This is a genomic window from Shewanella sp. 1180_01, from assembly GCF_052850535.1.
Genome location: NZ_VXCT01000006.1, coordinates 23,729 through 45,848, shown reverse-complemented (window position 1 = coordinate 45,848; position 22,120 = coordinate 23,729). Strand labels below are relative to the sequence as shown.

Sequence of the window (22,120 nt, the reverse complement as noted above, 5' to 3'; positions counted from 1 at the left end):
TCAATGTCCGCCACCTCACTCCTTTCACGCTTGAGTTTGTCGCTTTTCATGTAAAATTGCACCATCTGTGCAGACTAAGTTTGCGTCTTAAACAGACGCAGCACGAGGAATACTCATATCGAGATATATACATTCATTTTAATTGCAGCTTAAAATATCCGACAGATTTAGTCAGATACTCAAGAGCCAGTTATGTTGAACATTGATGAGCCCGCACATTTACAACCACGAATCGCCTTATTCAGATTAGGCTTTCGGCCTTTTTTCCTGTTTGCGAGTTTATTCAGTGTATTGGTATTAGGGATCTGGGGAGGATTCCTTTCAGGGTTCAATCTGTTGCCGCAATCCGTTAATCCACTTTGGTGGCATGGTCACGAAATGATTTTCGGATTTGTCTGTGCCGTGGTCGCGGGTTTTTTATTAACTGCGGTGCAAAACTGGACGGGCCAAGCTGGGATTAAAGCTGTTGGGTTGTTGGGGTTATTCAGCCTGTGGTTATTGCCAAGGCTGTTATTGCTAATGCCGCTAGCGATTCCCTTTACACTTATCATGTTTATCGACTTACTATTTTTGCCGCTAACGGCGTTAATACTCGCCCAAGCAGTGATCCGCGTTCGTCAATGGCGAAACTTTGTGTTTATCCCCATTCTCACCTTGCTCACCCTAATGAATGCACTGAGTTACTACGGTGTACTAACAAATCAATTTGAATGGATAAACATAGGCTTATATGGCGCGGTTGTGTTAATCAGCATCATAGTCGCACTCTTAGGCGGCCGAGTGATCCCTTTTTTCACCGAGCGCGCAACCCAATGGCAGCGTAAAAAACCGCTGCCAATGCTCGAATGGCTGAGCTTTATCAGTCTCTTTGGATTAGTCATTAGCTTAATCCTGCAAGAGCAAATATTGCTTCGCAGTATGGCTGGGATTGCGAGTCTGATTTTATTGCTGCGCTGGCATCGCTGGGGCTGGTATTCCTGCTGGCGCGTTCCCTTACTCTGGTCACTGCATCTCAGTTATGTGTGTATTCCACTCGGTTTAGCACTTATTGCTTTTGGACTCCCCTTATCCGTTGGCATGCACGCGATAACGGTTGGCGGTTTAGCGGGAATGATTTTAGCTATGATGGCGCGGGTTTCGTTAGGACATACTGGCCGCACTCTGCAACCGCCAAGCATAATGAAGTATGCCTTTGGATTAATCCTGCTCGCGGCAGTGTTTCGAGTATTGGCAGGAGTTATCCCGCTTTGGTCGGCATCATTATTACTCGCCGCCATTACATCTTGGGTCATCGCCTTTGGCTGTTTCTGTATCAGCTATGGGCCTATGTTGTGCCAAGCCAGAATCGATGGTCGCCCCGGTTAGAACATACTGACACTGAGCTTTGCGCTGCATTTAGGATTAAACATATCTGTGAATTAAGTCACACAGCGGCGGCTAGCTTTTCCCTATAAGCTGATTTTTACTGTTACTATTTATAAAAACATCAAGTAGGGAATGCCCATGCCATTTTATCACCAATATGGTTCTAAGAGCCTTAAAGCCGTAGAACACTTAGTCCTGTTTGTTATCGCTATTGCCACTATCGTCGCGATAGGCCAAGAAATTGTGCATATTGTATCTGTCCGTATGGTCGCACTAGCCGATTTACTCCTGTTATTCATTTTCTTAGAAGTCTTAGCCATGGTGGCGAACTACTACGAATCCGGTAAATTACCCGTGCGTATGCCGCTTTATATTGCGATTGTGGCCTTGGCTCGGTATCTCATTTTAGATATGAAGAGTATGGAAGATTGGCGTATTGCCGCGATATCACTGTCAACGTTAATTTTAGCGGCAACTGTGATCGTCATTCGTTGGGGTCAGTTAAAAATGCCCTATCCTAAAAACCAAGAATACGACAATTAATCAAGCACCTGAGTTGGTGCTATTGAAGGCTTATTCAATGGCGCTTGCTGTCCTCGTTTTAAAACTATTATCAAAGACCTAGCTTTCACATTGGTATTCTGCCAAAAAGCAATTATGCTAGTTTTACTGAGATCAATAATTTACGGGGCAATTGAGTTATGGATGACCATACTACTGGTTTTGAAGAAAAACGCACATCACTGCGAGTGGACATGGAAGCGGAGCGTGTCGCCTTACATTGGGTCGACGCGCAAGGCATGAAGCAATCCGATGAAGGCGTGTGTATTGACTTAGCAAGACGCGGTATTTTATTCGATTATAAACGTCCCTTTGCACTGGGCGAACTCATCGAAGTGACCTTTAATCCCGATACCACACAACAAAATACCGTCAAAGGACAAGTTTGCCGCTGCGCAAAATGCCACGACCAAAGCTACCACATAGCCATGCAACTGCTTTAATTTAACTTAAATTTCGCAGGTTTAATGGGTCTGTTCTACACTCAATGAATTGAACGATTCATGAAGGGGCGTCACTATGATCTTGCTGGTAGGTGGTGAAAAAGGTGGTAGCGGAAAAAGTTGTCTCGCTCAAAATCTTGCCGTTTATATTAAGCAAAAATTTCAAGCAAACGTCCTCATGGTCGATTGTGATCCCCAGCGCACCACTTCAGATTGGATCCAAGCAAGAAATAATGATCCCAGTCTGCCCAGCATTAACTGCATTCAGCTTTATGGTAAAATTCGCAATGATTTACTCAGCCTCAATGAGCGTTTTGATTACGTGATTGTAGACTGTGGTGGTCAGGATAACTTAGCCATGCGCGCAGCCATGTCGGTAGCCACCTATGTTGTCATTCCCCTCAGACCTAAAAGACGCGATCTTAAGACATTACCCCACATGGAAGACATGCTCAGCACTTGTAAGATGGTAAATCCTAAAATGATCGCCACTATAGTGCTAACCCAATGCCCTGCGCTTCCCACACAATTTAAACGTATTTTAGAAGCCAAAGATGTAGTGCAGTCCTTTGGGTTAAGGGTGTTGAATTCTGTCACCTTTTGTCGAAATATTTATGATGACAGTGAAGAAAAAGGCTCCTCTGTGGTTGAAATCGAACCCGATGGTAAAGCAGCCGATGAGATCCGCGCCATAACGGATGAGTTATTCGCCATGCCACCAGAAAATAGCTATGAGCTTAACTGATCTTAAACGTAAGAAACCGAAGCAAATCATCAAGCCGGTTTCTGTCGATGATTTCATTGAAGATGCCAATAACTACGCCTTAGGTAAGGCGAGTTTATTAGCCGCGGCTCAGACTCAAGCGATAGTTAAGGGCTTAGATAAAAAGTCGACTAAGATTTATCGCCACGCTACCTTTACCCTGACAGAGAAGAGTATTGCTCAGCTCGATTCCCTATCGAAATCCACCAGCATTGCAAAATCTCGCTTACTGCGTATTTTGATCCATGAGTTTAGCCAACTCACCCCCGCTCAGCAGGACCAAATTGCCAATAAACGCCACGACGAAACCTAAGTTTCAGGGATTCAAGGAATCAGAGCTTTTAGAATCCTGAGCTCCAAGCTGCCTTAAGCTCAAACTCAAGATAGCTAAACCTCAAGAAATTTGGGAAACTTAGGCTTAAACCTAATACTGGTACTTCTCGCTTAAGCTTCTAAGGTGATAAACCCAATCAGTAAAATCAGTCTCGCTAGGTGTCGAACTATGGTCAAACGATTACCACACTCTGATTACAATCTCGTATTACTGTTACGCTCTCTTATGACTGTTACGCCATCGTCAAAATATGTAGGGCCACAATAGGTTAGTGCTCACACGTTCTCCCAGCGGCCAGTTCAATGCCTTGGGGCGTTTCGTGAAACTTACCTTTACCTATGAGTAACTGAATCAATGCTTCAGCACTAAGATCGGCGGCACTACACGTATGGTATCGAGCCGCAAAGCCAAACTTTTGTCCCATAAGGCATAATAATTCAGGCTTTATAATAGCGGCCCCTTGCGCTACCATCAGCGCCATAACATCATGACCGTGAACAGAATTGGACATATGTCCTCCTAAAGATGCAATTTTATTGTTCTTTATATCCTAACGGTTGAATTTGAACCCTGATCTCGCGCACAGACTTTCTAATTGATACCACTGCGCTGACATCTGTGACGATAATGTGAGCCATTATGTCTTTGATCCTATTATTGACCCAACAGATGTCGCTGTACTTAGTGATCGTTTACTTAGTCAGTAAAACGCCGCTGTTTAAACTGTTTGCCGAAACCTCCCCGCGTCTGCCACATAAGATTTTTATGTATCTGATTTTTTCAAGTTTCTGCATCATGGCCACCTATTTTGGTGAACAAACATCAGGTGCGATTGCAAATACCCGTGCTATGGGCGCTGTGTTAGGTGGATTATTAGGCGGGCCCGTTACTGGTTTTCTAGTAGGACTAACAGGTGGCCTTCACCGCTACAGTATGGGCGGCTTTACGGAAATAGCCTGCGCCATTTCCACCACCTTAGAAGGATTATCCGCAGGGATGATAAGCTTCTACTTAAGACGTGCGGGTAAAAGTGAGCTTATCTACAATCCATTACTCGTTTGCCTAGTGACTTTTTATGCCGAAATGATGCAAATGAGCATCATCTTACTGGTCGCCCGCCCCTTCGATGATGCATGGGAATTAGTGCGCCAAATCGCGCCGCCCATGTTGTTAGTCAATTCAGTGGGAGCGGCACTCTTTATGAGCATGATCCGCGACCAAAAAACCATGTTCGATAAACTCTCCTCCAGTTTTTCAACTAAAGCATTAAAGATAGCCGAACGCAGTGTCGGACTGCTATCAAAAGGATTTAACGAAGAAAGCAGCAGCCGTGTCGCCAAAATCGTCATAGAAGAAACCAATGTGGGCGCAGTAGCCATCACCGACAGGGAAAAACTGTTAGCTTTTATTGGTATAGGTGCCGATCATCATCTGCCTGGCACGCCGATTTCTTCCAAGATCACCTTAGAGGCGATTAATCAAAATAAAGTTATGTTCGCCGATGGCGTTGAAATGCCCTATTCATGTTCTATTTCAAGTAATTGTCGTTTAGGATCGAGTCTGGTGATCCCACTGCGCAGTGATACCGAAGTCATTGGCACCATTAAACTCTACGAGCCGAAAAATAAGCTTTTTTTGAATATTAACCGCACTTTAGGTGAAGGTATTGCCCGTCTGTTATCCAACCAAATACTTTATGGCCGATTTGAGCAACAACAAAATCTGCTGACTCAAGCCGAATTGAAATTACTGCAAGCGCAGGTTAATCCACACTTTCTGTTCAATGCTCTCAATACCATTAGCGCGATTATCAAGCGCGATCCCGATATGTCTAAGCAGTTGCTGCAGCAGTTATCACAATTTTTACGGATCAATTTAAAGCGAACTACAGGCTTAGTGACGCTTGGGGATGAGCTAGATCACATCGCGTCCTATCTCACCATTGAAAAAGCGCGTTTTATTGATAAATTACAAGTCAGTATCGCGATACCTGAATCACTCTACCACTGCAAAGTACCGGCCTTTACCCTGCAGCCGATTATTGAGAATGCGGTAAAGCACGGCACTTCGCACATGATAGAGCAAGGGCAGATCAAAGTGACGGGCAAGCTCGAAAATGATGTGCTGGAATTAGAAGTCACAGACAATGCCGGATTATATCAGCCCGTTGAGGGCTCTGAAGGCCTAGGGATGAACTTAGTGCATAAACGCATTCAAAATATTTTTGGCGAGCAATATGGTGTCACTGTGGAATGCGAAGCCGATGAATTGACTCGTGTCACCATAAGATTACCCATAGAAAACCCTGAGATATCCAATATGGACACCCGCACGTGATCACTTGTTTAATTGTTGATGATGAACTGTTTGCTCGTGAAGAATTAGCCGATCTTTTGGGGCAAGAACACGACATTGAAATTGTTGGTCAATGCGCTAATGCCATTGAGGCGTTGCAAAGCATAGCCAAAGAAAAACCTCAGTTAATTTTTCTCGATATCCAAATGCCGCGCATTTCGGGCATGGAACTTATCGCTATGCTCGACCCTGATAACATGCCGAAAATTGTGTTTGTTACCGCTTACGACGAATTTGCCGTCAAGGCCTTCGACAACCATGCCTTCGATTATTTGCTCAAACCGATAGATGCCGAGAGACTCAGTAAAACCCTCACTCGGGTGCGTAAAAATCTGACGCCTCAAATTATGGATCCCATTACCCCAAAGCGTCTGGAACATATTCCCTGTTACAGCGGCAATAAACTCAAGGTGATTGCCATCCAAGATGTGGAATATGTGTTCAGTGATTTGAGCGGCATCCATGTGGCCAGTACAAAAGGCAAAGTCCATACCCAATTGACCTTAAAAGTGTTTGAAGAAAAAACCCCACTGGTGCGCTGCCATCGGCAGTATTTGATTTCACCTAAGGCGATTGCCGAAATTGAGCTGTTAGACACGGGCGCCGAAGTCACCACCCACTCAGGGGATAAAGTGCCCGTCTCACGGCGTTATCTTAAGAGCCTTAAACAGCTGTTCGGCTTCCAATAACTCAAGCAAAAAGCCATCTTAGCGGGTATTTTTAGTCACAAGATGGCCAACAACACCCGCCGTTAACATACGATTGCAACCACTCAAGCCCACCTATTACCACTCACCCTGCATTTTCGACCACTCATTAAGATTGCGAAGTTTTATATCAACAACTTGTTTACACTCGCCAGAACTCAAATGGGGAGATAACAAAAATGATGTGGTTCCTACTCTGTGTCGGTCTGCTGATCGGCGGCTACTTTATCTATGGCGCCTTTGTCGAGAAAGTCTTCGGCATTAACGCTAATCGTCAAACACCCGCTTTCGCTCAAACTGATGGCGTCGACTTTGTGCCTATGTCTAAGGGTAAAGTCTATTTAATTCAATTATTAAACATCGCAGGCGTAGGCCCAATCTTTGGTCCTATCTTAGGTGCACTCTATGGTCCTGCGGCCATGTTGTGGATTGTGGTTGGCTGTATCTTTGCGGGTGCCGTGCATGACTACTTCTCTGGCATGTTATCAGTGCGCAACGGCGGCCAATCTGTGCCAAACCTTGCGGGTAAATATTTAGGAAAGAGTGCCAAACACTTCATGAACGTGTTTGCTATTGTGCTGTTATTGCTGGTTGGTGTGGTCTTTATCTCTGCGCCTGCAGGTTTACTGGGCAAGCTTACCGGTTGGGACGTCAGTATCTTCGTCGGCATTATCTTCGTCTACTACCTGATCGCAACTGTGGTGCCAGTCGATAAAATTATCGGTCGTTTATACCCCTTCTTTGGCGCTTTACTGTTCTTCATGTCGTTCGGTCTGGCTTTCGCGATTATCCTATCAAGCGAGCACACCTTACTGCCTAACGTACAAGCGGGCGATTTCTTCCAAAACTTAAATCCAAATGACATGCCACTTTGGCCTGCGCTATTCATCACCATCGCCTGTGGCGCGGTATCAGGTTTCCATGCAACGCAATCACCATTAATGGCACGCTGCGTTGAAAACGAAACCAATGGTCGCTTCGTCTTCTTTGGCGCCATGATTGGCGAAGGCATTATTGCACTGCTTTGGTGTGCGATTGCATTATCTTACTTCGGCGGTGTTGAAGGCTTAAGTGCGGGCATGTCAGGTAACCCTGCCAACGTCGTCTATGAGGCTTCTACTGGTCTGTTAGGCGCTGTCGGTGGCTTTATGGCTATCCTAGGTGTAATTATACTGCCGATTACTTCAGGTGATACGGCTTTCCGATCTGCGCGTTTGATTCTGGCTGAATTTTTCAACATGCCACAAATCTCACTGCCAAAACGCTTAGTGTTAGCTCTCCCACTGTTTGTTATCGGCGGTATGTTGACTCAAGTGGATTTTGGTGTCATTTGGCGCTACTTCGGTGTGGCAAACCAAACCACCGCGGTATTAATGCTGTGGACGGCTTCGGCTTACCTGTTACGCCATAACAAACTGCATTGGATTGCGACTATTCCAGCGATGTTTATGACCACAGTGGTCATCACCTTCCTGCTGAACTCGTCAACCTTAGGTGCAGGCTTACCGATGACGGTATCAACCATAGCAGGCGTGGTCACCACCTTAGTGATTACAGCGCTGTTGATTGTTAAAACCAAAGGTAAAGGTGAGATTGATTTACCGGTAGAAACTGAGCTTAAAGAAACAGTCAAAGACTCATAAAACAGTCCGAATGACCAAGCTAAAACAGGCGCTTTATTGCGCCTGTTTTGATCATACTGCTCCACCAATAACTGCAGACTCTGGTGTGAGCGAGCAAGGTATTCAAGCTTGACTCGATACCATTGCACACTGTATCAGGCATACAAAACTGCTATACTCCCGCCATAGCACACTGCAACATGCATAATATGAATCAATCGAATAACCCGCTCCACGGCATTAAACTGGAAACGATCATCACTTACTTAGTCGAGAAATACGGCTGGGAAGAATTAGGTGAGAGAATTAATATCCGCTGTTTTACCCACGATCCCAGCATCAAATCCAGTTTACGTTTTTTAAGAAAAACAGAGTGGGCGCGGGATAAAGTCGAATATCTTTATTTAAGAGCCAACAAATTACCGTTACCGCCACCTAAAGCCGAAGCGAGTCAAACCGCTAAAAAGCCTGCGGCAAAAATCGCGACTAAAAAGCCCACTAAAACCGCTCCTGAAAAGCCGGCTAAAAGCGATAAATCCAGCTCAGATGGCACAGTAAACAGCCATATTTGGGGTAACAATTAATCCTCGCCTCTGCTGCCATAAAACGTAAACAGCCCTAGCATAAGGGCTGTATTGTCGTGATTAACCTGATGCGGATCTATTTTCATTAACCTATTTGTACTCACCTACAGCCTTAATCTATTTGCGGCGAATAGCACTCACTTATCGATTTTGAACCAATAGCTTGCACTCTTTTTAGCTGAACAACCAAAAATTGACTTCAGTTTTCAAATCTATGGCCGATACCGACTGTTATAGTGACTTGAGTATCAACGCAGTTTGCATCAATGGAGTGTTAAATGAACATTAATGGAATAAACAGTAGCGCAACTGGCTCAGCTTTCACCGCCATATCAAGCGCATATATCGCAGCGACACCAGCCACAACACAAACAGCGAATAGTGAGTCCGCTGACTCACAAGATAGCCAAGACACTGTCTCCATTTCTAATGCGGGCCGCGCAGCTTTATCCGCAGATGTGGGCGCAACCTTAAGAGACAAAGCCTCAGCCAAAAAGAATGAAGTCGACAATGCCTCATCAGAAGAACCCATGACGTTAATTGACCAGCAGATCCAAAAAATAAAAGAGCAAATCAAGGCACTCCAAGAAATGTTGGCCAAGCTTGAAAATGATGACTCAGAGACCGCAGATCAGCAACGTAAGATGATCCAAGAGCAAATAATGCAGCTGAGTAGTCAGATAGCAACCTTGACTGAGAAGAAGATGCGCGAAGCCCAAAAAAAGGAATCGGCTTAAATTAAGCGGTGATAATACTGTGCTAAGTTAACCCATGTTCGCAACATCGACATGTTCAAGCGGTTTATATATTCAAGCCGTCTAGTTGACCCTACTTAGATGGGAAAGCTGAACATCAAACGCCAAATGTTCAATCCATCACCACGGCGATAGCTGAATCCAATACGATCAACACCCAGCAATTCGCCCCCAACGGGCTTAGAAAACGCGAGGGAAAAACCAGCCTCATAACTGCCTGAAACTATGGTATCTTGCTCTATCTCGCTGATAAATCTGAGCTCATTGAAATACCAATAACCCACAGCAAAGATCCTTGGTTGCACCTGCAGATCCCACCATTGCCAGCGCGGCGCTAATCCTAAATCAACGCCAGTTTGTAACACCGCAAATTGATCGGCAAACTTGCCATAGTGCTCACTGTACCCAGCGAAACGTAATCTCGACACCCACACCGCATCTTGCCCAGCTAGGGTAAAATCATACAAGCTACTGATCCCAGAGGCGATAATGGCAACGTTATCGTTTTTATCGAAGTTAGTACCAAAACCGATATCTAAATACCCTTCCATTCGAGTGTTCTCGCTAGCCTGCCAGTGGTGCTCAAAACCTGGGGTAATGGTCATAGTACCTATCGACGACGGTAACTCGCCTTCGGTGATATCTTTGGCTAAATAATCAAAAAAGCCGAAGGAGATAGGTAAACGTAACCAAGTCTGGCTTCCGCTATCTTTCTTTAAATCAAAACTTAACGGAATGCTGACCACGGTCGCATTTTGGTTGGCGGCGCGGTAAACCCCTGTGCCGAGATAACTACCAAAGGCATAAACAGAATTGGGATTACTGCTCGACTCTATCGGATTGCTGCCATTGGCATTACTGCTAGGCACATGACTGATAGAAACAGGATCGACAGGCAAGCCAGCATCATTTGCTTGAGACGCAGATGTAAGTGTCGCAGGTGTAAACGTATTGGCGGAGGATGCACTATTGGCGAAAACGGCAGGAACCATGCTCAGAAATACTAAGCAAGTTAACGACAAACATAATGGCAACCGACTGAAAAAATGGCTCAATTGACTTAAACCTTACTCATTTCTGACTCAATCGGTCGACCCATCATAAATACAAAGCTACTTATTTTCATCCATAAAATGATATTCAGACATCATGTGTCCAAGCTCGGTGGATTTGGTTTTTAAGTAGGCTTCGTTGTAACGATTCTTACCAACTTGCAACGGTACGCGCTCAACCACTTCGATGCCAAACTCCTTCATCGCTTTCACTTTACGAGGGTTATTGGTCATCAAACGCACATGCTTCACGCCTATCTGTTCCAGCATAGGTTTGATCATGTCGTATTTACGCATATCGGCTTCGAAGCCCAGTTGCTCGTTGGCTTCAACTGTGTTGGCACCTTTATCTTGCAGCTCGTAGGCGCGGATTTTATTCAACAAACCAATGCCACGGCCTTCTTGGCGCAAATAAAGGATAAAGCCACTGCCCGTTTCTGCAATATTTTGCATCGCCGCTTGTAACTGAAAACCACAGTCACAACGCAAGCTAAATAACGCATCGCCAGTTAAACACTCGGAATGAATTCGACCCAACACAGGTTCATCCGCACTGAGCGTACCGAATGTGAGCGCAACATGCTCTTTGCCTGATTCTGTATCTTCAAAACCATGCATGGCAAACACGCCCCAAGGAGTGGGTAACTTTGACGTCGCGACATATTTTATCGACATACTTAACCTTAACGACAACTCTCATTCCATGAGACGAATAAGATCCCTAGAAACAAACGAGGATTAGGCACTTAGCCTACTAAGCGCACTATTCTAAAGTGTTTTTGAACAATCAAGAAATACTTTAGTGTTTTAATCAACTAAACCAAACATGAATGTCATTTTCGATGGGCAGCACGAAGGAATGGATTAAAACGAAGCTGTGCATAAAGTACTAGGCGCACAAACACGTGATCGACACTCGATCCCGTGTCAGTGACAGCCTAACCCACATTAAAATTTTGCGGGCGCGTATCCAGTGACTTCCTTTAGCCCCATTTCACGGCCGATAGCCGTCATAGGGTGGATCACCACAAGACCTTTGACAGACTTTTTCAGTTTGCCCATGTCCGCTTGTTCTTCTTTAGTCAAAGCGCGATGGAAAGGCAAACCTTTGATATCTGAACCTTGCTTATTCAATAAGCGGGTTTGTTGGCCTTTCACACTGCCAATTTGCTTAGTGACTGCAGCGATTTCGCGCTTGAACTGGGCAATAATGACGTCATCGCCTCTTTGTTCAGCCGCAGCAAGTTTACGACGAAATTTATCTAATTTATCGTTAAGCTGCTGCAGTTCTTGCTTTAAATTCATTCTGTTACCTTAAATTACCTAAGTTAGCCACAGTAAAATCTTAGCCTGATTATGCTAGCGTCTGTGTCAAGGCCTGAGATTATAGCAGCAAGTTACAGATCCTCGTTACCGCTTTTATAACAAACGAATGATCTGATTGCTGCTACCGCGAAATACGAGACTTGGATCGGCAAGACTTTGTTCAAATTTCCCATCCACCAGCACATCAATATAGGCCAACACGGCGCGCTGTTCATCACTCAACTCATCAAGCACATAACCCGTCCACAGCCAAATATCCTTCCCCTTACACTCAGCCTTCACTCGTTTGACGAGCGCCAAAATGGCACTAAGATTGACAGGCAATAAAGGATCGCCCCCCGAGAGCGACAAACCACGGCGTACAATTCGCTTGTCATTGAGATCGGCAATCATCCTATCTTCCATCGTCTTATCAAACACATGCCCAGAACGGGGATCCCAAGTACTTTGATTGTAACAACCGCGGCACTGGTGCTCGCAGCCAGAGACAAACAAGGTCGCACGGGTACCAGGGCCATTGACCACATCTATAGGGAAATATTGATGGTAATTCATTGATAGTACTTCATAGTGCATTTCATCTTTTAACATTGGGACTTATCCCATGGCACTATTTGATTTGATGCCACGTGATGCAACGGAATAAGTCTAACAAGCAGAATAAAATATTTGTGTTACAAGTGTTTGATCCTACGTTTTACTTCTTCCTGTTTACCATAATTAAAGGGCCGCGCATCTGGGCTGCCTAAGTAACCGCACACTCGGCGCGTCACTGACACCCGACTTGGCTCATGGTTACCGCACTTAGGGCAAGTGAACCCTTTACTGGTACAGCTAAATTCGCCAGTAAAGCCACAGTCGTAGCATTCATCAATTGGCGTGTTAGTGCCATAGTAAGGCACGCGGCTATAACTATAATCCCACACGTTTTCCAGCGCTTCGAGGTTATGCTGCATGTTGGGATATTCGCCATAACAAATAAAGCCGCCGTTGGCGATTGCGGGATATGGCTGTTCAAAATCAATTTTATCGTAAGGATTTACACTTTTTTCCACATCAAGGTGGAAACTATTTGTGTAATAGCCCTTGTCCGTCACCCCTGTGACTAAGCCAAATTGCTTCGCATCCAGTTTACAAAAACGGCTGCAGAGACTCTCACTTGGCGTGCTATACAGACTAAAGCCATAACCTGTTTCAGCCTTCCACGCATCCGTGGCGGCTTTAAGATAGGCAACAATAGCGACGGCTTTGTCCCTTAATTGTGCATCGTCAAATACATGGGTTTGGGTGCCATAGAGTGCATTCATGGTTTCATGCAGGCCAATGTAACCGAGTGAAATCGACGCGCGACCATTTTTAAAAATTTGAGAAACATCATCATCGGCGCGCAAGCGCACACCACAGGCGCCTTCCATATAGAGGATTGGTGCCACGCGGGCTTTAACGCCATTGAGTCGCTCAATGCGAGTATCCAACGCTTTGCGAGCTAAGACTAGTCTGTCATCTAAAAGACGATAAAATTCCGCTTCATCACCCTTGGCTTCTAAAGCAATCCGCGGCAAGTTTAAGCTCACTACCCCGAGATTATTACGTCCTTCATGCATGAGTTCGCCATTTTCCTCGTAGGTGCCTAAAAAGCTGCGGCAGCCCATTGGGGTTTTAAATGAACCTGTGACTTTCTCGACTTGCTCGTAATTGAGAATGTCGGGATACATGCGCATAGTCGCGCACTTGAGCGCCATCTGTTTGACATCGTAATTGCAATCGCCAGTCTTGTGATTAATGCCATCACGAATCGCAAACACTAACTTAGGAAAAACTGCCGTCTTACGATTTTTACCCAATCCCGCCATCCGTACTTTCAGCATAGATTGCTGAATTAAGCGGGATTCCCACGAGGTGCCTAACCCAAAGCCAAAGGTCACGAATGGTGTTTGGCCGTTGGCGGTATGCAAGGTATTAACCTCATACTCCAAAGACTGAAATGCATCGTGACATTCTTTTTCAGTTTGCGCCGTGGCAAAAGCTTTGGCGTCGGTGATCTTCCAATTCAAGGCGATTTGGTAGTGCTTGTCGTAGCTCTTAGCGACAAATGGCGCCAACACTTCGTCGATACGATTAATGGTCGTGCCGCCATAAATATGGCTCGCCACTTGGGCAATGATCTGCGCGGTGACGGCTGTCGCCGTTGAAATAGACTTAGGGGTTTCGATTTCGGCATTACCCATTTTAAAACCATGGGTTAACATGCCCGCCAAATCAATCAGCATGCAGTTAAACATCGGGAAAAACGGTGAGTAATCTAAGTCGTGGTAGTGGATCTCGCCCGCTTCATGGGCAGCAACCACATCCTTTGGCAAGATATGACTCTTGGCATAATGTTTGGCGACTATACCTGCGAGCAAATCCCGCTGAGTTGGGATAACTTTCGAATCTTTATTGGCATTTTCATTGAGTAACGCCGCATTGCTTTGCTCGACTAAACCACGGATTTCGAGGTTTAATTTACTGGTCGCTTCACGGCACACATCTCGGTCGTGACGGTATTCGATATACACCCGCGCTAATGATTTGTACGGCCCTTCCATCAGTAAATTCTCAACCGCATCCTGCAGATGATGGATATCGACTTCGGTTAAGGTCGCGACGCTTTGACTGATACACGCTGCCACTGTCGCTGCATAGTCGCCATCCTCTATTCCAACTGAGTTTGCAGCGGCATTCACTGCATCCCTTATCCTTGTTTCATCAAAAGGTGTGCGGCAACCATCACGCTTAATTACGACTGGCATTGTTCAGTTCCTCTCCATCTCGCCTAAAAATTAACACTACATCTAGTGATTTTAAAAGCATAAAACACAATATGTAGAGCATTAAGCTACAGCGACGGTGAGGCGTCCATGATCCAGATCATAGTTTTTAGGATGAAATAAAAGAACAAACCAGAACTGCAGCTAGGCCCAATTATCTGAAAATTGCGCCTTGACCTGCTGATTAAACCCAGCTAGTTGATGCCTGAAATCAGTGATGATCAAGCACCATAACTCAAGATTAACGTTTAGCGAGTGCGAGATAACTACTGAGTTGGCCCGATGCCGACTGATGCGAGCCCATAGAAGAAGCGAGTTGCATCATAGATTTAAGCCCCTGCCATTGCTGCTTTTGGGTATCCGTTAGTGGTGGCTCGGAGTTTAAATAATCCGTTAACTGGCCAAGGACTTTGGTGGCTTTTTGAGCGAGCACCGGCGACTGAGCATCATCCATATTGGTCAAAACGTTTTTCGCATCGACCAAGGTATTGATAAGGGGGTTGTTCGATGATTTTTTGGCTAATGATTTGAGCTCATCATCTAAGAAATCTTGCAGCGACTGCTTACTCGGCGTGGTTGTGCTCGGAACTGTAATACCGTTTTTTGATAAACGGTCGAGTTGCACGTCCGATAAAATGCCGTCTTTTTGTAAACGTGACACTAATGCGGGAATATCGGCGACACCAAATTTTCCATCGGCAAAAAAATCCTTCGCCATCGACTGAATTTTCTGTGCACGTTGCGCCCGTGGCGACAGCGCTATCTCATCGGCTTTACCCGCGTCGGGTTTAGCGGCATCCGTCTGAGTTTTCTTGGTCTCAGTGGTCGCATCGGTTTTAGCCGTACTCGTCTTTTGGCTATTGGCACCATAGGCATCGGCGATGCTGGTATTGCTGCGATTAAGATTGAAGGCGTTTAAAATAGAATTCATCGTCAAAAATTCGGCGTCTAAGACTCAATGACGGTTTTAAAGCAAAAACTAAGCCAATCAAGTATTAATCTGTGCAGAGCCTGAATTCTCGGGTAGCAAACAGCACCAGTAGCTTTATCTCTAGGACTGTAAATCTTCAATAAGGGCAAGACATTGCCGCCTCAACAAATCGAGTGCCTCTGCATCCATTTGTACTTTATTCAGCAAAGTTTGCTTTAAGGCTAGGGCTTCATACTTAATCGCCTCTCCCTGAGCCGTCAGAGTGATCAATTTTTTCCGCTCATCTTCAACGCAGGCCAAACGCGTGATCAAGCCTTTTACCTCTAACCGCTTGACGATTGGCGTTAGGGTTCCCATATCGAGTTTAGTCGCCATTGATAGCTGTGTTTGGCTACAGCCATTTTGACGCCACAGGGTTTGCATCACCAGATATTGAGGGAAAGTTAACTCGTATGCCTCGAGTAAAGGCCGATAAGCGCGCACTAAGGCATTACTGGCAGAATATAGCGCGAAGCACACATTGTCAGATAAACACAGTGCATCACTTGGCGCTAGGCTTTGTGGCTCTGGGTTTAGAAGCTCTGGATTTTGACTCTGATCTGTAGATCCAAGCTCTGGGTGAGATAAACAATTTTGCACGTATAAGCGCCTGTCATTCAAACATAGCGCTATCTTATCCGATCAGCCCCATCGCATCTAGTTTGCGCGCAAAGTATTTGCATTGTGTCATGAAGCCACGTACAGTTGACGCAGTTAGTTTGCGCACAAACAAAAGGTTAATTTTCTATGAATAGCACTATTACCGAAACCCGTGAAACCCGTGAAATCCATTTAGCCAGTCGCCCTGAAGGCATGCCTACGGCAGAAAACTTTGCTTTAGTAAATAATCCCTTAGCACCGCTCGCCGATGGGCAAGTGTTGATAAAAAACCTGTGGATGTCGGTCGACCCTTATATGCGCGGCCGCATGGTAGATCGTAAGAGTTATGTTCCGCCCTTCGCCTTGAATCAAGTCTTAGAAGGCGGCGCGATTGGTGAAGTTATCGCGTCTAAAAACAGTGATTTCCCAGTAGGCACTAAAGTCAGCAGCATGTTAGGTTGGCGCGAGCACGCTGTCACTGACACTGCTGGATTGACCGCTCTGCCGCAAACCGAATTAGACAGTTCACATTTCCTCGGCGTGCTGGGTATGCCGGGCATGACAGCGTGGACGGGACTGACTCGCATCGCAGATTTAAAAGCGGGTGAAACCCTGTTTGTTTCAGCCGCATCAGGCGCCGTCGGCAGTGTTGCTTGCCAGATTGGTAAACTGATGGGTGCTCGCGTAATCGCCTCTGTGGGTTCAGACGAAAAAGCGGAATTGCTGCGAAGCTATGGTGTTGATGCCATCATCAATTACAAAACCTGTGGCAATCTCACCCAAGCGCTCACAAAAGCCGCGCCAGAAGGGATTGATGTGTACTTTGAAAACGTCGGTGGCGAGCATTTAGCCGCAGCGCTGAGCAATATGAAAGATCATGGTCGTATCGCCGTTTGCGGTATGATTTCGCAGTACAACGACACTGCGCCAACACCCGGTCCAGACAACTTGGCCCTGATAGTGATGCGTAAACTTAAGTTAGAAGGTTTTATCGTATCCGAACATTGGGCGCATTATCCTGAATTTGCCGCTAAAATGGCTCAATGGTTAGCTGAAGGTAAAATCAAAGCTGAACAAACCATTTATCAAGGGCTTGAACAAGCACCTGATGCCTTTATCGGTCTGTTTGAAGGTAAGAATCGCGGTAAAATGTTGGTGAAATTAGCGTAACTCGCCATCAAAGCGACATAAATGCTCAGTTTTAGATAGCAAGACTCAGTTTTAGATAGCAAAAAGTCGGTATAACGCGAGTTGTACCGACTTTTTCTATTTGATTGTCAACTGTTTATCTTTTAACGGATTAGCCCTTCCACATCGCAGCTTCAATCAAGTGGGCCACCTTTTCAACGGCAGCCTCGCCAGCGGCAATCGCCTCATCGGCACGGTGAAACTCCATAGTGCCGATATTGCCGACCTCAGGCACAATACAAATATCTGGCGGATCGCCCATCAAGCGCGCCCGTTTATGTCTTTGCTCTAAAATGCCCATAGATTGCGACATTACAGCAATCATGCCAGGATTCGATTTAGTGCCAAGTGAAAACTTATCGGTCAGATTGCTGACATAATCTCGGCCACGGGCAAACAAATCCATAAATCCAGTATCTTGTCGCGCAGGCATATCCATTTCAGCTTCAACGTTTTTTTGGCTCGTCATGCTCACCGGCAATACTTGGATGCGACCAGAATGATAACCATATAAATCCACGGCTATCACCACATCAACGCCCATGGCACGGCTGACAGAAACAGGCACTGGATTCACCACAGCACCATCGACAAGCCAGCGGTCACCTTGTCTCACGGGCGCCAAAATCCCCGGCATAGAGCAAGAAGCTCGCACCGCTTGACGTAAATCCCCTTCTGTAAACCAAATCTCCTGCCCGGAGTACAAGTCGGTCGCAACCGCAGCAAAGGGACGATTGAGGTTCTCAATATTCACATCCCCGATTCGAGCCTGTAGTACATCAAATACCTTATCACCGCCGATAAGGCCGCCTTTACGCCATCGAATGTCCATCAAGCCAAGTACGTCCCAGCTCGAGAAACTCCGAACCCATTCTTCTAATTCAGGTAAATGGTCATGGGCGTACGCGGCGCCCACTAAAGCGCCCACCGAACATCCCGCAACTTTATCGGGTTTGATCCCCATGGCGGCAAGACCATTCAACACGCCAATGTGCGCCCAACCTTTCGCAGCGCCACTGCCCAAGGCAATACCAACCGAAGGGGTTGTTCCGTTAGCCATAAATCATTCTCCTGTTACTCAATCCACTACACGATAACGTAAAATCCTTTCATATCCACTGTCAATTGGTGAAACCAAGGCAATTAAGTACTTGTAACATCGATGTAAACAAATGCAGGCAACTAAGTGTAAATGACACACTTTCGCGATAAATCCATGCGTGAAGCAGAGATAATCATCGATGTGGATAGCTGAGTTAGGGCGATTAAGGCTATAATCTGCCCTTACTAAGATTTAGGGGATATACCTTTGCAATTTACCGATTTTTCTCTGGACCAGCGTCTGCTTCAAAGCATAAAACATATGGGGATCACAGAACCCACCGCCATCCAGGAACAAGCACTGCCTATCGCATTGGCAGGTAAAGATTTAATGGCGTCATCAAAAACTGGCTCAGGTAAAACCTTAGCGTTTTTGTTACCCGCATTGCAAAGAGTCATTTCTACCCGCTCACTGTCTAAACGCGATCCTAGAGTATTGATTTTATTACCGACCCGCGAACTAGCACATCAAGTGTATAGTCAGCTTCGCTTGCTGGTCGCCAACACCCAATACAAGGCCATCAGCGTTCTGGGCGGTGAAAACTTTAACGATCAAGCTAAAGCCCTAGCGAAAGAACCGCATTTTATTGTCGCGACGCCGGGCCGTATCGCCGATCATTTAGAGCAAAAACATTTATTCCTGAATGGGTTAGAGTTACTCGTGCTCGATGAAGCCGACCGCATGTTAGATTTAGGCTTTGCCCCGCAGTTAAAAGCCATCAACGATGCTGCCGATCATAAACGTCGTCAAACGCTGATGTTTTCTGCCACGTTAGATCATGACGAAATCAATGATATCGCGGCAACGCTGCTAAAAAATCCAGCGCACGTGGCGATTGGCGCGGCTCACTCTGAGCATAACGACATTCACCAACGCATCTTCTTATGTGACCACTTAGACCATAAAGAAGCGTTATTAGCCCGTTTACTTAAAGATGAAACCCACAAGCAAGTGATCATCTTTACTGCGACGCGCCCAGATACAGAACGCTTAGCCGCTAAATTAATTGAGCAAGGTTTTGCAACCGCCGCACTCAGCGGTGATTTAAAGCAAGCCGCACGAAACCAAATCATGGACCAATTTGCCCGTGGCCAACAACAAGTCCTAGTGACAACCGATGTTGCCTCTCGTGGTTTGGATTTGCTCAATGTGTCTTTGGTCGTCAACTTCGACATGCCTAAATTTGCCGAAGAATACGTGCATCGTATCGGTCGTACTGGCCGTGCTGGCGCGAAAGGTGATGCGATATCGCTCGTCGGACCTAAAGATTGGGACAACTTTAAGAAAGTCCAAGTGTTCCTTAGAAAGACCTTTGAGATCAGTACTATTCCAGGTCTAGAAGCTAAATTTAGTGGTCTAAAAAGCAAAGCCAAACAGACACCAGCAAAACATGTTGCTAAAGCCGAGCTTGCTAAAGGTAAGAGCAAAAGAACTAAAGCAGCCACACCGGCGCCTTCACGGGATAAGCGTTTTATCACGGGCGTGGACATTGGCGATGCACCAATGCGTAAAAAGCCTGCTGCGGCGAAATTGCTGCAAGACAATGATACAGAAGAAGTTTAGAAAGAATTAAAGCATACATGCCGGTGGATTTAACATCAGATTTTATTTCTGATACACAACACATTGGCTGATCGAATACTGGGAATTGACGCACTAAGCGCATCAGTCTGTCGCCAAGCGAATCAAAAGCGCAGGGTAAACACTGATCCTCACGTCATTTCCAGCTACAATAGCGCTATTATCGATATTTTGAAGGTGTAACATGAGAGTTTGTGGTGTTGAATTAAAAGGTGGCGAAGCCATTATCAGTTTATTGAGCTATGAAGGTGAAACCTTCAATGTGCCAGAATGCCGTAAGGTGTCTTTCACCGTTTCCCAATCTGCTACCACAGAAGCCATTCGTGAGTTTCACTTCGCTTTTCATAAGCTTATGCAAGATTATCGCGTTGATGAAGTTGTCATCATTGAACGTGAACAAAAAGGTAAATTGGCGGGCTCAGCCACAAGTTTTAAACTTGAAGCCGCGATTCAATTAGGTGAATTACCTGTCAGCTTACTGTCTCCTGTCACTATCAAAGAGCAAAACAAGCGCAATCCACCGCAGGTTGATTTCGATAGTTTAGATCTTAAAAAAGTGCAGCAGTTAGCTTTCGAAGCCGCTTACGCCCAGCAAAATCGCCGTATTTTCGGCAAAGTTTAAGTAATGCGATGACTCAGGCTCCGAAGTCATTCGGAGCCAAATGCCCTATGAATCCATTAAAATACTTAAGCGGTTACAGCCCAGATATCCAACAGCAGGTACAGCAACATCTTGATGCTGGCACATTACCTAAGCTACTGTTGAAACGTCATCCTGTCATACATAGCGTTCGCAGCGATAAAGCGCTGTACGACTACACCCAAGCGATTAAAAACCAATTTTTACGCCAGTCGTCCCCGCTCTCAAAAGTGATCTTTGATGACAAAATTAACATTAGTCATCATGCACTTGGCTTACATTCCTACGTCGCGCGAGTTCAAGGCAATAAAATCAAAGCTAAGAACGAAATTCGCATCTCTTCACGTTTGAAGCGTGTACCAGAGCCTTTATTACGTATGGTCGTTGTACACGAATTAGCCCATTTAAAAGAAAAAGATCACAACAAGGCTTTCTATAATTTGTGTACTCATATGGAGCCGGATTATCACCAGTTTGAATTTGATTTACGCTTATTATTGACCTGTATCGACGCCAACATATCCCCTTATTGCGCAGATAAAGCCAACACTTGACCTTAGTATATTTTTCACCCACAACTTGACTGATAATAGTTTTCATTTAGAATATTGAAGTATCTCACGCTGCAGAATTCAGTAACGACAATGACGAAACAGAATATCGATAAACTTTTGAGCAAGTGGTGTAAAAAACAAGCTAAAAAGTTACTCAAAACACAGGCAAGATCTGTTTCAAGTTCAGGAAAAGCGATTCCATCCTTATCTCATCTGAACACCCTGACTGATAAATCTTTGACTAATAAAAAAGCTCAGCGCAAACACCTCACCAAATTACTCACGAAGCACATTTCACAACAAGAATTTGCCCATAGCAATAAATCCGCACTCAAGAAACAGTTAAAACTAGCGAAGGCTACGTTTATTGCTGCTAATGATGCGACATTTTCATCGACTATGATTACTCGGCTCACTCCTTTACCCACAGAACACAGCTTTGCATTACGTCCTTTTAAAAAGTCTCCCTGCGGTGGCTGTCCCGCTCTAAAAGGTAAACTGTGCAAGTGTGCATTAAAAGTGATGCAAAGACGCCAAGCAAGCTGATAGACGCTATTTAACGCTACGTATTTAGTTCTGTTCAGTCCCTAATAAAGCGTGCTAGTTAGCTTTAAAGGTCATCAGCTGCCAAATTGAGTCTCTTAACTGTCAAAAGAATAACTCGCTATAACACCCTAACTGAAGCTCACCACATCAGCTCTATTTATCCCCTTCTGTGTATATCGTTAGTACTGCGGATCGAATAAATTTAAAGCTTCCTTACAACTTGTAAGAATACTTGTGATAGCAGAAAAACATCTACAACAAG

24 protein-coding genes are annotated in these 22,120 nt (G+C 45.3%); 15 read left to right on the top strand and 9 right to left on the bottom strand.

Annotation, left to right across the window (positions count from 1 at the left end):
• Positions 1-192 precede the first annotated feature (192 nt).
• The 5 genes from FW758_RS05325 to FW758_RS05305 all read left to right on the top strand — a co-directional run bounded on the left by FW758_RS05325 (position 193) and on the right by FW758_RS05305 (position 3,445).
• Complete coding sequence (locus FW758_RS05325) at positions 193-1,365, top strand: NnrS family protein (RefSeq protein ID WP_446444827.1); 1,173 nt, start codon at positions 193-195, stop codon at positions 1,363-1,365.
• Between the two features lie 138 nt (positions 1,366-1,503).
• Positions 1,504-1,908 carry a phosphate-starvation-inducible protein PsiE gene (locus FW758_RS05320; protein ID WP_006081194.1) on the top strand — a complete coding sequence of 135 codons (405 nt, stop codon included), beginning with the start codon at positions 1,504-1,506 and terminating at the stop codon, positions 1,906-1,908.
• A 158-nt stretch (positions 1,909-2,066) separates the two neighbouring features.
• Positions 2,067-2,369, top strand: coding sequence for a PilZ domain-containing protein (locus tag FW758_RS05315; protein WP_446444826.1), 303 nt, complete (start codon positions 2,067-2,069; stop codon positions 2,367-2,369).
• 76 nt (positions 2,370-2,445) lie between these two features.
• Positions 2,446-3,114 (top strand): AAA family ATPase, encoded by a 669-nt coding sequence (locus FW758_RS05310; protein WP_006087431.1) that lies wholly within the window; start codon positions 2,446-2,448, stop codon positions 3,112-3,114.
• Entirely contained in the window at positions 3,101-3,445 is a 345-nt protein-coding gene (locus FW758_RS05305; protein ID WP_006081191.1) for a hypothetical protein, read from the top strand. Before FW758_RS05310 ends, FW758_RS05305 begins: the two co-directional genes overlap by 14 nt.
• A 289-nt stretch (positions 3,446-3,734) precedes the next feature.
• Here the strand turns inward: FW758_RS05305 and FW758_RS05300 are convergent, their stop codons facing one another.
• Entirely contained in the window at positions 3,735-3,977 is a 243-nt protein-coding gene (locus FW758_RS05300) for a YecH family metal-binding protein (protein ID WP_115334993.1), read from the bottom strand.
• A gap of 128 nt (positions 3,978-4,105) precedes the next feature.
• On the opposite strand from FW758_RS05300, the gene FW758_RS05295 reads away from it, so the two are divergent.
• From FW758_RS05295 to FW758_RS05275, 5 genes are all read left to right on the top strand, one after another.
• A complete protein-coding gene (locus FW758_RS05295) occupies positions 4,106-5,803 on the top strand; it encodes a sensor histidine kinase (protein ID WP_006087428.1) in 1,698 nt (565 codons plus the stop codon).
• Complete coding sequence (btsR, locus tag FW758_RS05290) at positions 5,800-6,510, top strand: two-component system response regulator BtsR (protein WP_006081188.1); 711 nt, start codon at positions 5,800-5,802, stop codon at positions 6,508-6,510. Before FW758_RS05295 ends, btsR begins: the two co-directional genes overlap by 4 nt.
• A gap of 197 nt (positions 6,511-6,707) precedes the next feature.
• Positions 6,708-8,171: a carbon starvation CstA family protein gene (locus tag FW758_RS05285; protein ID WP_006087427.1), complete on the top strand. Its 1,464-nt coding sequence runs from the start codon at positions 6,708-6,710 to the stop codon at positions 8,169-8,171.
• A gap of 179 nt (positions 8,172-8,350) precedes the next feature.
• Positions 8,351-8,734 carry a VF530 family protein gene (locus tag FW758_RS05280; protein ID WP_311900223.1) on the top strand — a complete coding sequence of 128 codons (384 nt, stop codon included), beginning with the start codon at positions 8,351-8,353 and terminating at the stop codon, positions 8,732-8,734.
• Positions 8,735-9,012: 278 nt separating this feature from the next.
• Positions 9,013-9,471: a FlxA-like family protein gene (locus FW758_RS05275; protein WP_446444825.1), complete on the top strand. Its 459-nt coding sequence runs from the start codon at positions 9,013-9,015 to the stop codon at positions 9,469-9,471.
• A 95-nt stretch (positions 9,472-9,566) separates the two neighbouring features.
• Here FW758_RS05275 and FW758_RS05270 read toward each other — a convergent pair whose 3' ends face one another.
• The 7 genes from FW758_RS05270 to FW758_RS05240 all read right to left on the bottom strand — a co-directional run bounded on the left by FW758_RS05270 (position 9,567) and on the right by FW758_RS05240 (position 16,247).
• Complete coding sequence (locus FW758_RS05270; protein WP_432358327.1) at positions 9,567-10,544, bottom strand: hypothetical protein; 978 nt, start codon at positions 10,542-10,544, stop codon at positions 9,567-9,569.
• 57 nt (positions 10,545-10,601) lie between these two features.
• Positions 10,602-11,216 carry a GTP cyclohydrolase II gene (gene ribA / locus FW758_RS05265; protein WP_006087423.1) on the bottom strand — a complete coding sequence of 205 codons (615 nt, stop codon included), beginning with the start codon at positions 11,214-11,216 and terminating at the stop codon, positions 10,602-10,604.
• 273 nt (positions 11,217-11,489) lie between these two features.
• On the bottom strand, positions 11,490-11,846 hold the full coding sequence (locus FW758_RS05260; protein ID WP_107947079.1) for a YibL family ribosome-associated protein: 357 nt from the start codon (positions 11,844-11,846) through the stop codon (positions 11,490-11,492).
• A gap of 114 nt (positions 11,847-11,960) precedes the next feature.
• The gene (gene nrdG, locus FW758_RS05255; protein ID WP_115336134.1) at positions 11,961-12,422 is read right to left on the bottom strand and encodes an anaerobic ribonucleoside-triphosphate reductase-activating protein; all 462 of its coding nucleotides are present in this window, start codon (positions 12,420-12,422) and stop codon (positions 11,961-11,963) included.
• Between the two features lie 119 nt (positions 12,423-12,541).
• A complete protein-coding gene (nrdD, locus tag FW758_RS05250; protein WP_347096542.1) occupies positions 12,542-14,659 on the bottom strand; it encodes an anaerobic ribonucleoside-triphosphate reductase in 2,118 nt (705 codons plus the stop codon).
• A gap of 259 nt (positions 14,660-14,918) precedes the next feature.
• Positions 14,919-15,608, bottom strand: a complete 690-nt coding sequence (locus FW758_RS05245; RefSeq protein WP_446444824.1) for a hypothetical protein — start codon at positions 15,606-15,608, stop codon at positions 14,919-14,921.
• 120 nt (positions 15,609-15,728) lie between these two features.
• The gene (locus FW758_RS05240) at positions 15,729-16,247 is read right to left on the bottom strand and encodes a MarR family winged helix-turn-helix transcriptional regulator (protein WP_446444823.1); all 519 of its coding nucleotides are present in this window, start codon (positions 16,245-16,247) and stop codon (positions 15,729-15,731) included.
• A gap of 147 nt (positions 16,248-16,394) precedes the next feature.
• Between FW758_RS05240 and FW758_RS05235 the strand changes: the two genes are divergently transcribed.
• A complete protein-coding gene (locus FW758_RS05235; protein WP_446444822.1) occupies positions 16,395-17,417 on the top strand; it encodes an NADP-dependent oxidoreductase in 1,023 nt (340 codons plus the stop codon).
• A 130-nt stretch (positions 17,418-17,547) separates the two neighbouring features.
• Here FW758_RS05235 and rssA read toward each other — a convergent pair whose 3' ends face one another.
• Positions 17,548-18,495: a patatin-like phospholipase RssA gene (gene rssA / locus FW758_RS05230; protein WP_311999216.1), complete on the bottom strand. Its 948-nt coding sequence runs from the start codon at positions 18,493-18,495 to the stop codon at positions 17,548-17,550.
• Positions 18,496-18,744: 249 nt separating this feature from the next.
• On the opposite strand from rssA, the gene FW758_RS05225 reads away from it, so the two are divergent.
• From FW758_RS05225 to FW758_RS05210, 4 genes are all read left to right on the top strand, one after another.
• Positions 18,745-20,100, top strand: coding sequence for a DEAD/DEAH box helicase (locus FW758_RS05225; protein ID WP_446444821.1), 1,356 nt, complete (start codon positions 18,745-18,747; stop codon positions 20,098-20,100).
• Between the two features lie 202 nt (positions 20,101-20,302).
• Entirely contained in the window at positions 20,303-20,740 is a 438-nt protein-coding gene (locus tag FW758_RS05220) for a DUF3010 family protein (protein ID WP_006081174.1), read from the top strand.
• A 47-nt stretch (positions 20,741-20,787) separates the two neighbouring features.
• Positions 20,788-21,312, top strand: coding sequence for a M48 family metallopeptidase (locus FW758_RS05215; protein WP_107947072.1), 525 nt, complete (start codon positions 20,788-20,790; stop codon positions 21,310-21,312).
• 90 nt (positions 21,313-21,402) lie between these two features.
• Entirely contained in the window at positions 21,403-21,858 is a 456-nt protein-coding gene (locus FW758_RS05210; protein WP_432325997.1) for a hypothetical protein, read from the top strand.
• Positions 21,859-22,120: the final 262 nt, after the last annotated feature.

What these genes read in the sequence shown, in the direction of transcription:
- FW758_RS05325 (WP_446444827.1), top strand. Translation starts at nt 193, where the DNA reads ATGTTGAACATTGATGAGCCCGCACATTTACAACCACGAATCGCCTTA.
- FW758_RS05320 (WP_006081194.1), top strand. Translation starts at nt 1,504, where the DNA reads ATGCCATTTTATCACCAATATGGTTCTAAGAGCCTTAAAGCCGTAGAA.
- FW758_RS05315 (WP_446444826.1), top strand. Translation starts at nt 2,067, where the DNA reads ATGGATGACCATACTACTGGTTTTGAAGAAAAACGCACATCACTGCGA.
- FW758_RS05310 (WP_006087431.1), top strand. Translation starts at nt 2,446, where the DNA reads ATGATCTTGCTGGTAGGTGGTGAAAAAGGTGGTAGCGGAAAAAGTTGT.
- FW758_RS05305 (WP_006081191.1), top strand. Translation starts at nt 3,101, where the DNA reads ATGAGCTTAACTGATCTTAAACGTAAGAAACCGAAGCAAATCATCAAG.
- FW758_RS05300 (WP_115334993.1), bottom strand. Translation starts at nt 3,977, where the DNA reads ATGTCCAATTCTGTTCACGGTCATGATGTTATGGCGCTGATGGTAGCG.
- FW758_RS05295 (WP_006087428.1), top strand. Translation starts at nt 4,106, where the DNA reads ATGTCTTTGATCCTATTATTGACCCAACAGATGTCGCTGTACTTAGTG.
- FW758_RS05285 (WP_006087427.1), top strand. Translation starts at nt 6,708, where the DNA reads ATGATGTGGTTCCTACTCTGTGTCGGTCTGCTGATCGGCGGCTACTTT.
- FW758_RS05280 (WP_311900223.1), top strand. Translation starts at nt 8,351, where the DNA reads ATGCATAATATGAATCAATCGAATAACCCGCTCCACGGCATTAAACTG.
- FW758_RS05275 (WP_446444825.1), top strand. Translation starts at nt 9,013, where the DNA reads ATGAACATTAATGGAATAAACAGTAGCGCAACTGGCTCAGCTTTCACC.
- ribA (WP_006087423.1), bottom strand. Translation starts at nt 11,216, where the DNA reads ATGTCGATAAAATATGTCGCGACGTCAAAGTTACCCACTCCTTGGGGC.
- FW758_RS05260 (WP_107947079.1), bottom strand. Translation starts at nt 11,846, where the DNA reads ATGAATTTAAAGCAAGAACTGCAGCAGCTTAACGATAAATTAGATAAA.
- nrdG (WP_115336134.1), bottom strand. Translation starts at nt 12,422, where the DNA reads ATGAATTACCATCAATATTTCCCTATAGATGTGGTCAATGGCCCTGGT.
- nrdD (WP_347096542.1), bottom strand. Translation starts at nt 14,659, where the DNA reads ATGCCAGTCGTAATTAAGCGTGATGGTTGCCGCACACCTTTTGATGAA.
- FW758_RS05245 (WP_446444824.1), bottom strand. Translation starts at nt 15,608, where the DNA reads ATGAATTCTATTTTAAACGCCTTCAATCTTAATCGCAGCAATACCAGC.
- FW758_RS05235 (WP_446444822.1), top strand. Translation starts at nt 16,395, where the DNA reads ATGAATAGCACTATTACCGAAACCCGTGAAACCCGTGAAATCCATTTA.
- rssA (WP_311999216.1), bottom strand. Translation starts at nt 18,495, where the DNA reads ATGGCTAACGGAACAACCCCTTCGGTTGGTATTGCCTTGGGCAGTGGC.
- FW758_RS05220 (WP_006081174.1), top strand. Translation starts at nt 20,303, where the DNA reads ATGAGAGTTTGTGGTGTTGAATTAAAAGGTGGCGAAGCCATTATCAGT.
- FW758_RS05215 (WP_107947072.1), top strand. Translation starts at nt 20,788, where the DNA reads ATGAATCCATTAAAATACTTAAGCGGTTACAGCCCAGATATCCAACAG.
- FW758_RS05210 (WP_432325997.1), top strand. Translation starts at nt 21,403, where the DNA reads ATGACGAAACAGAATATCGATAAACTTTTGAGCAAGTGGTGTAAAAAA.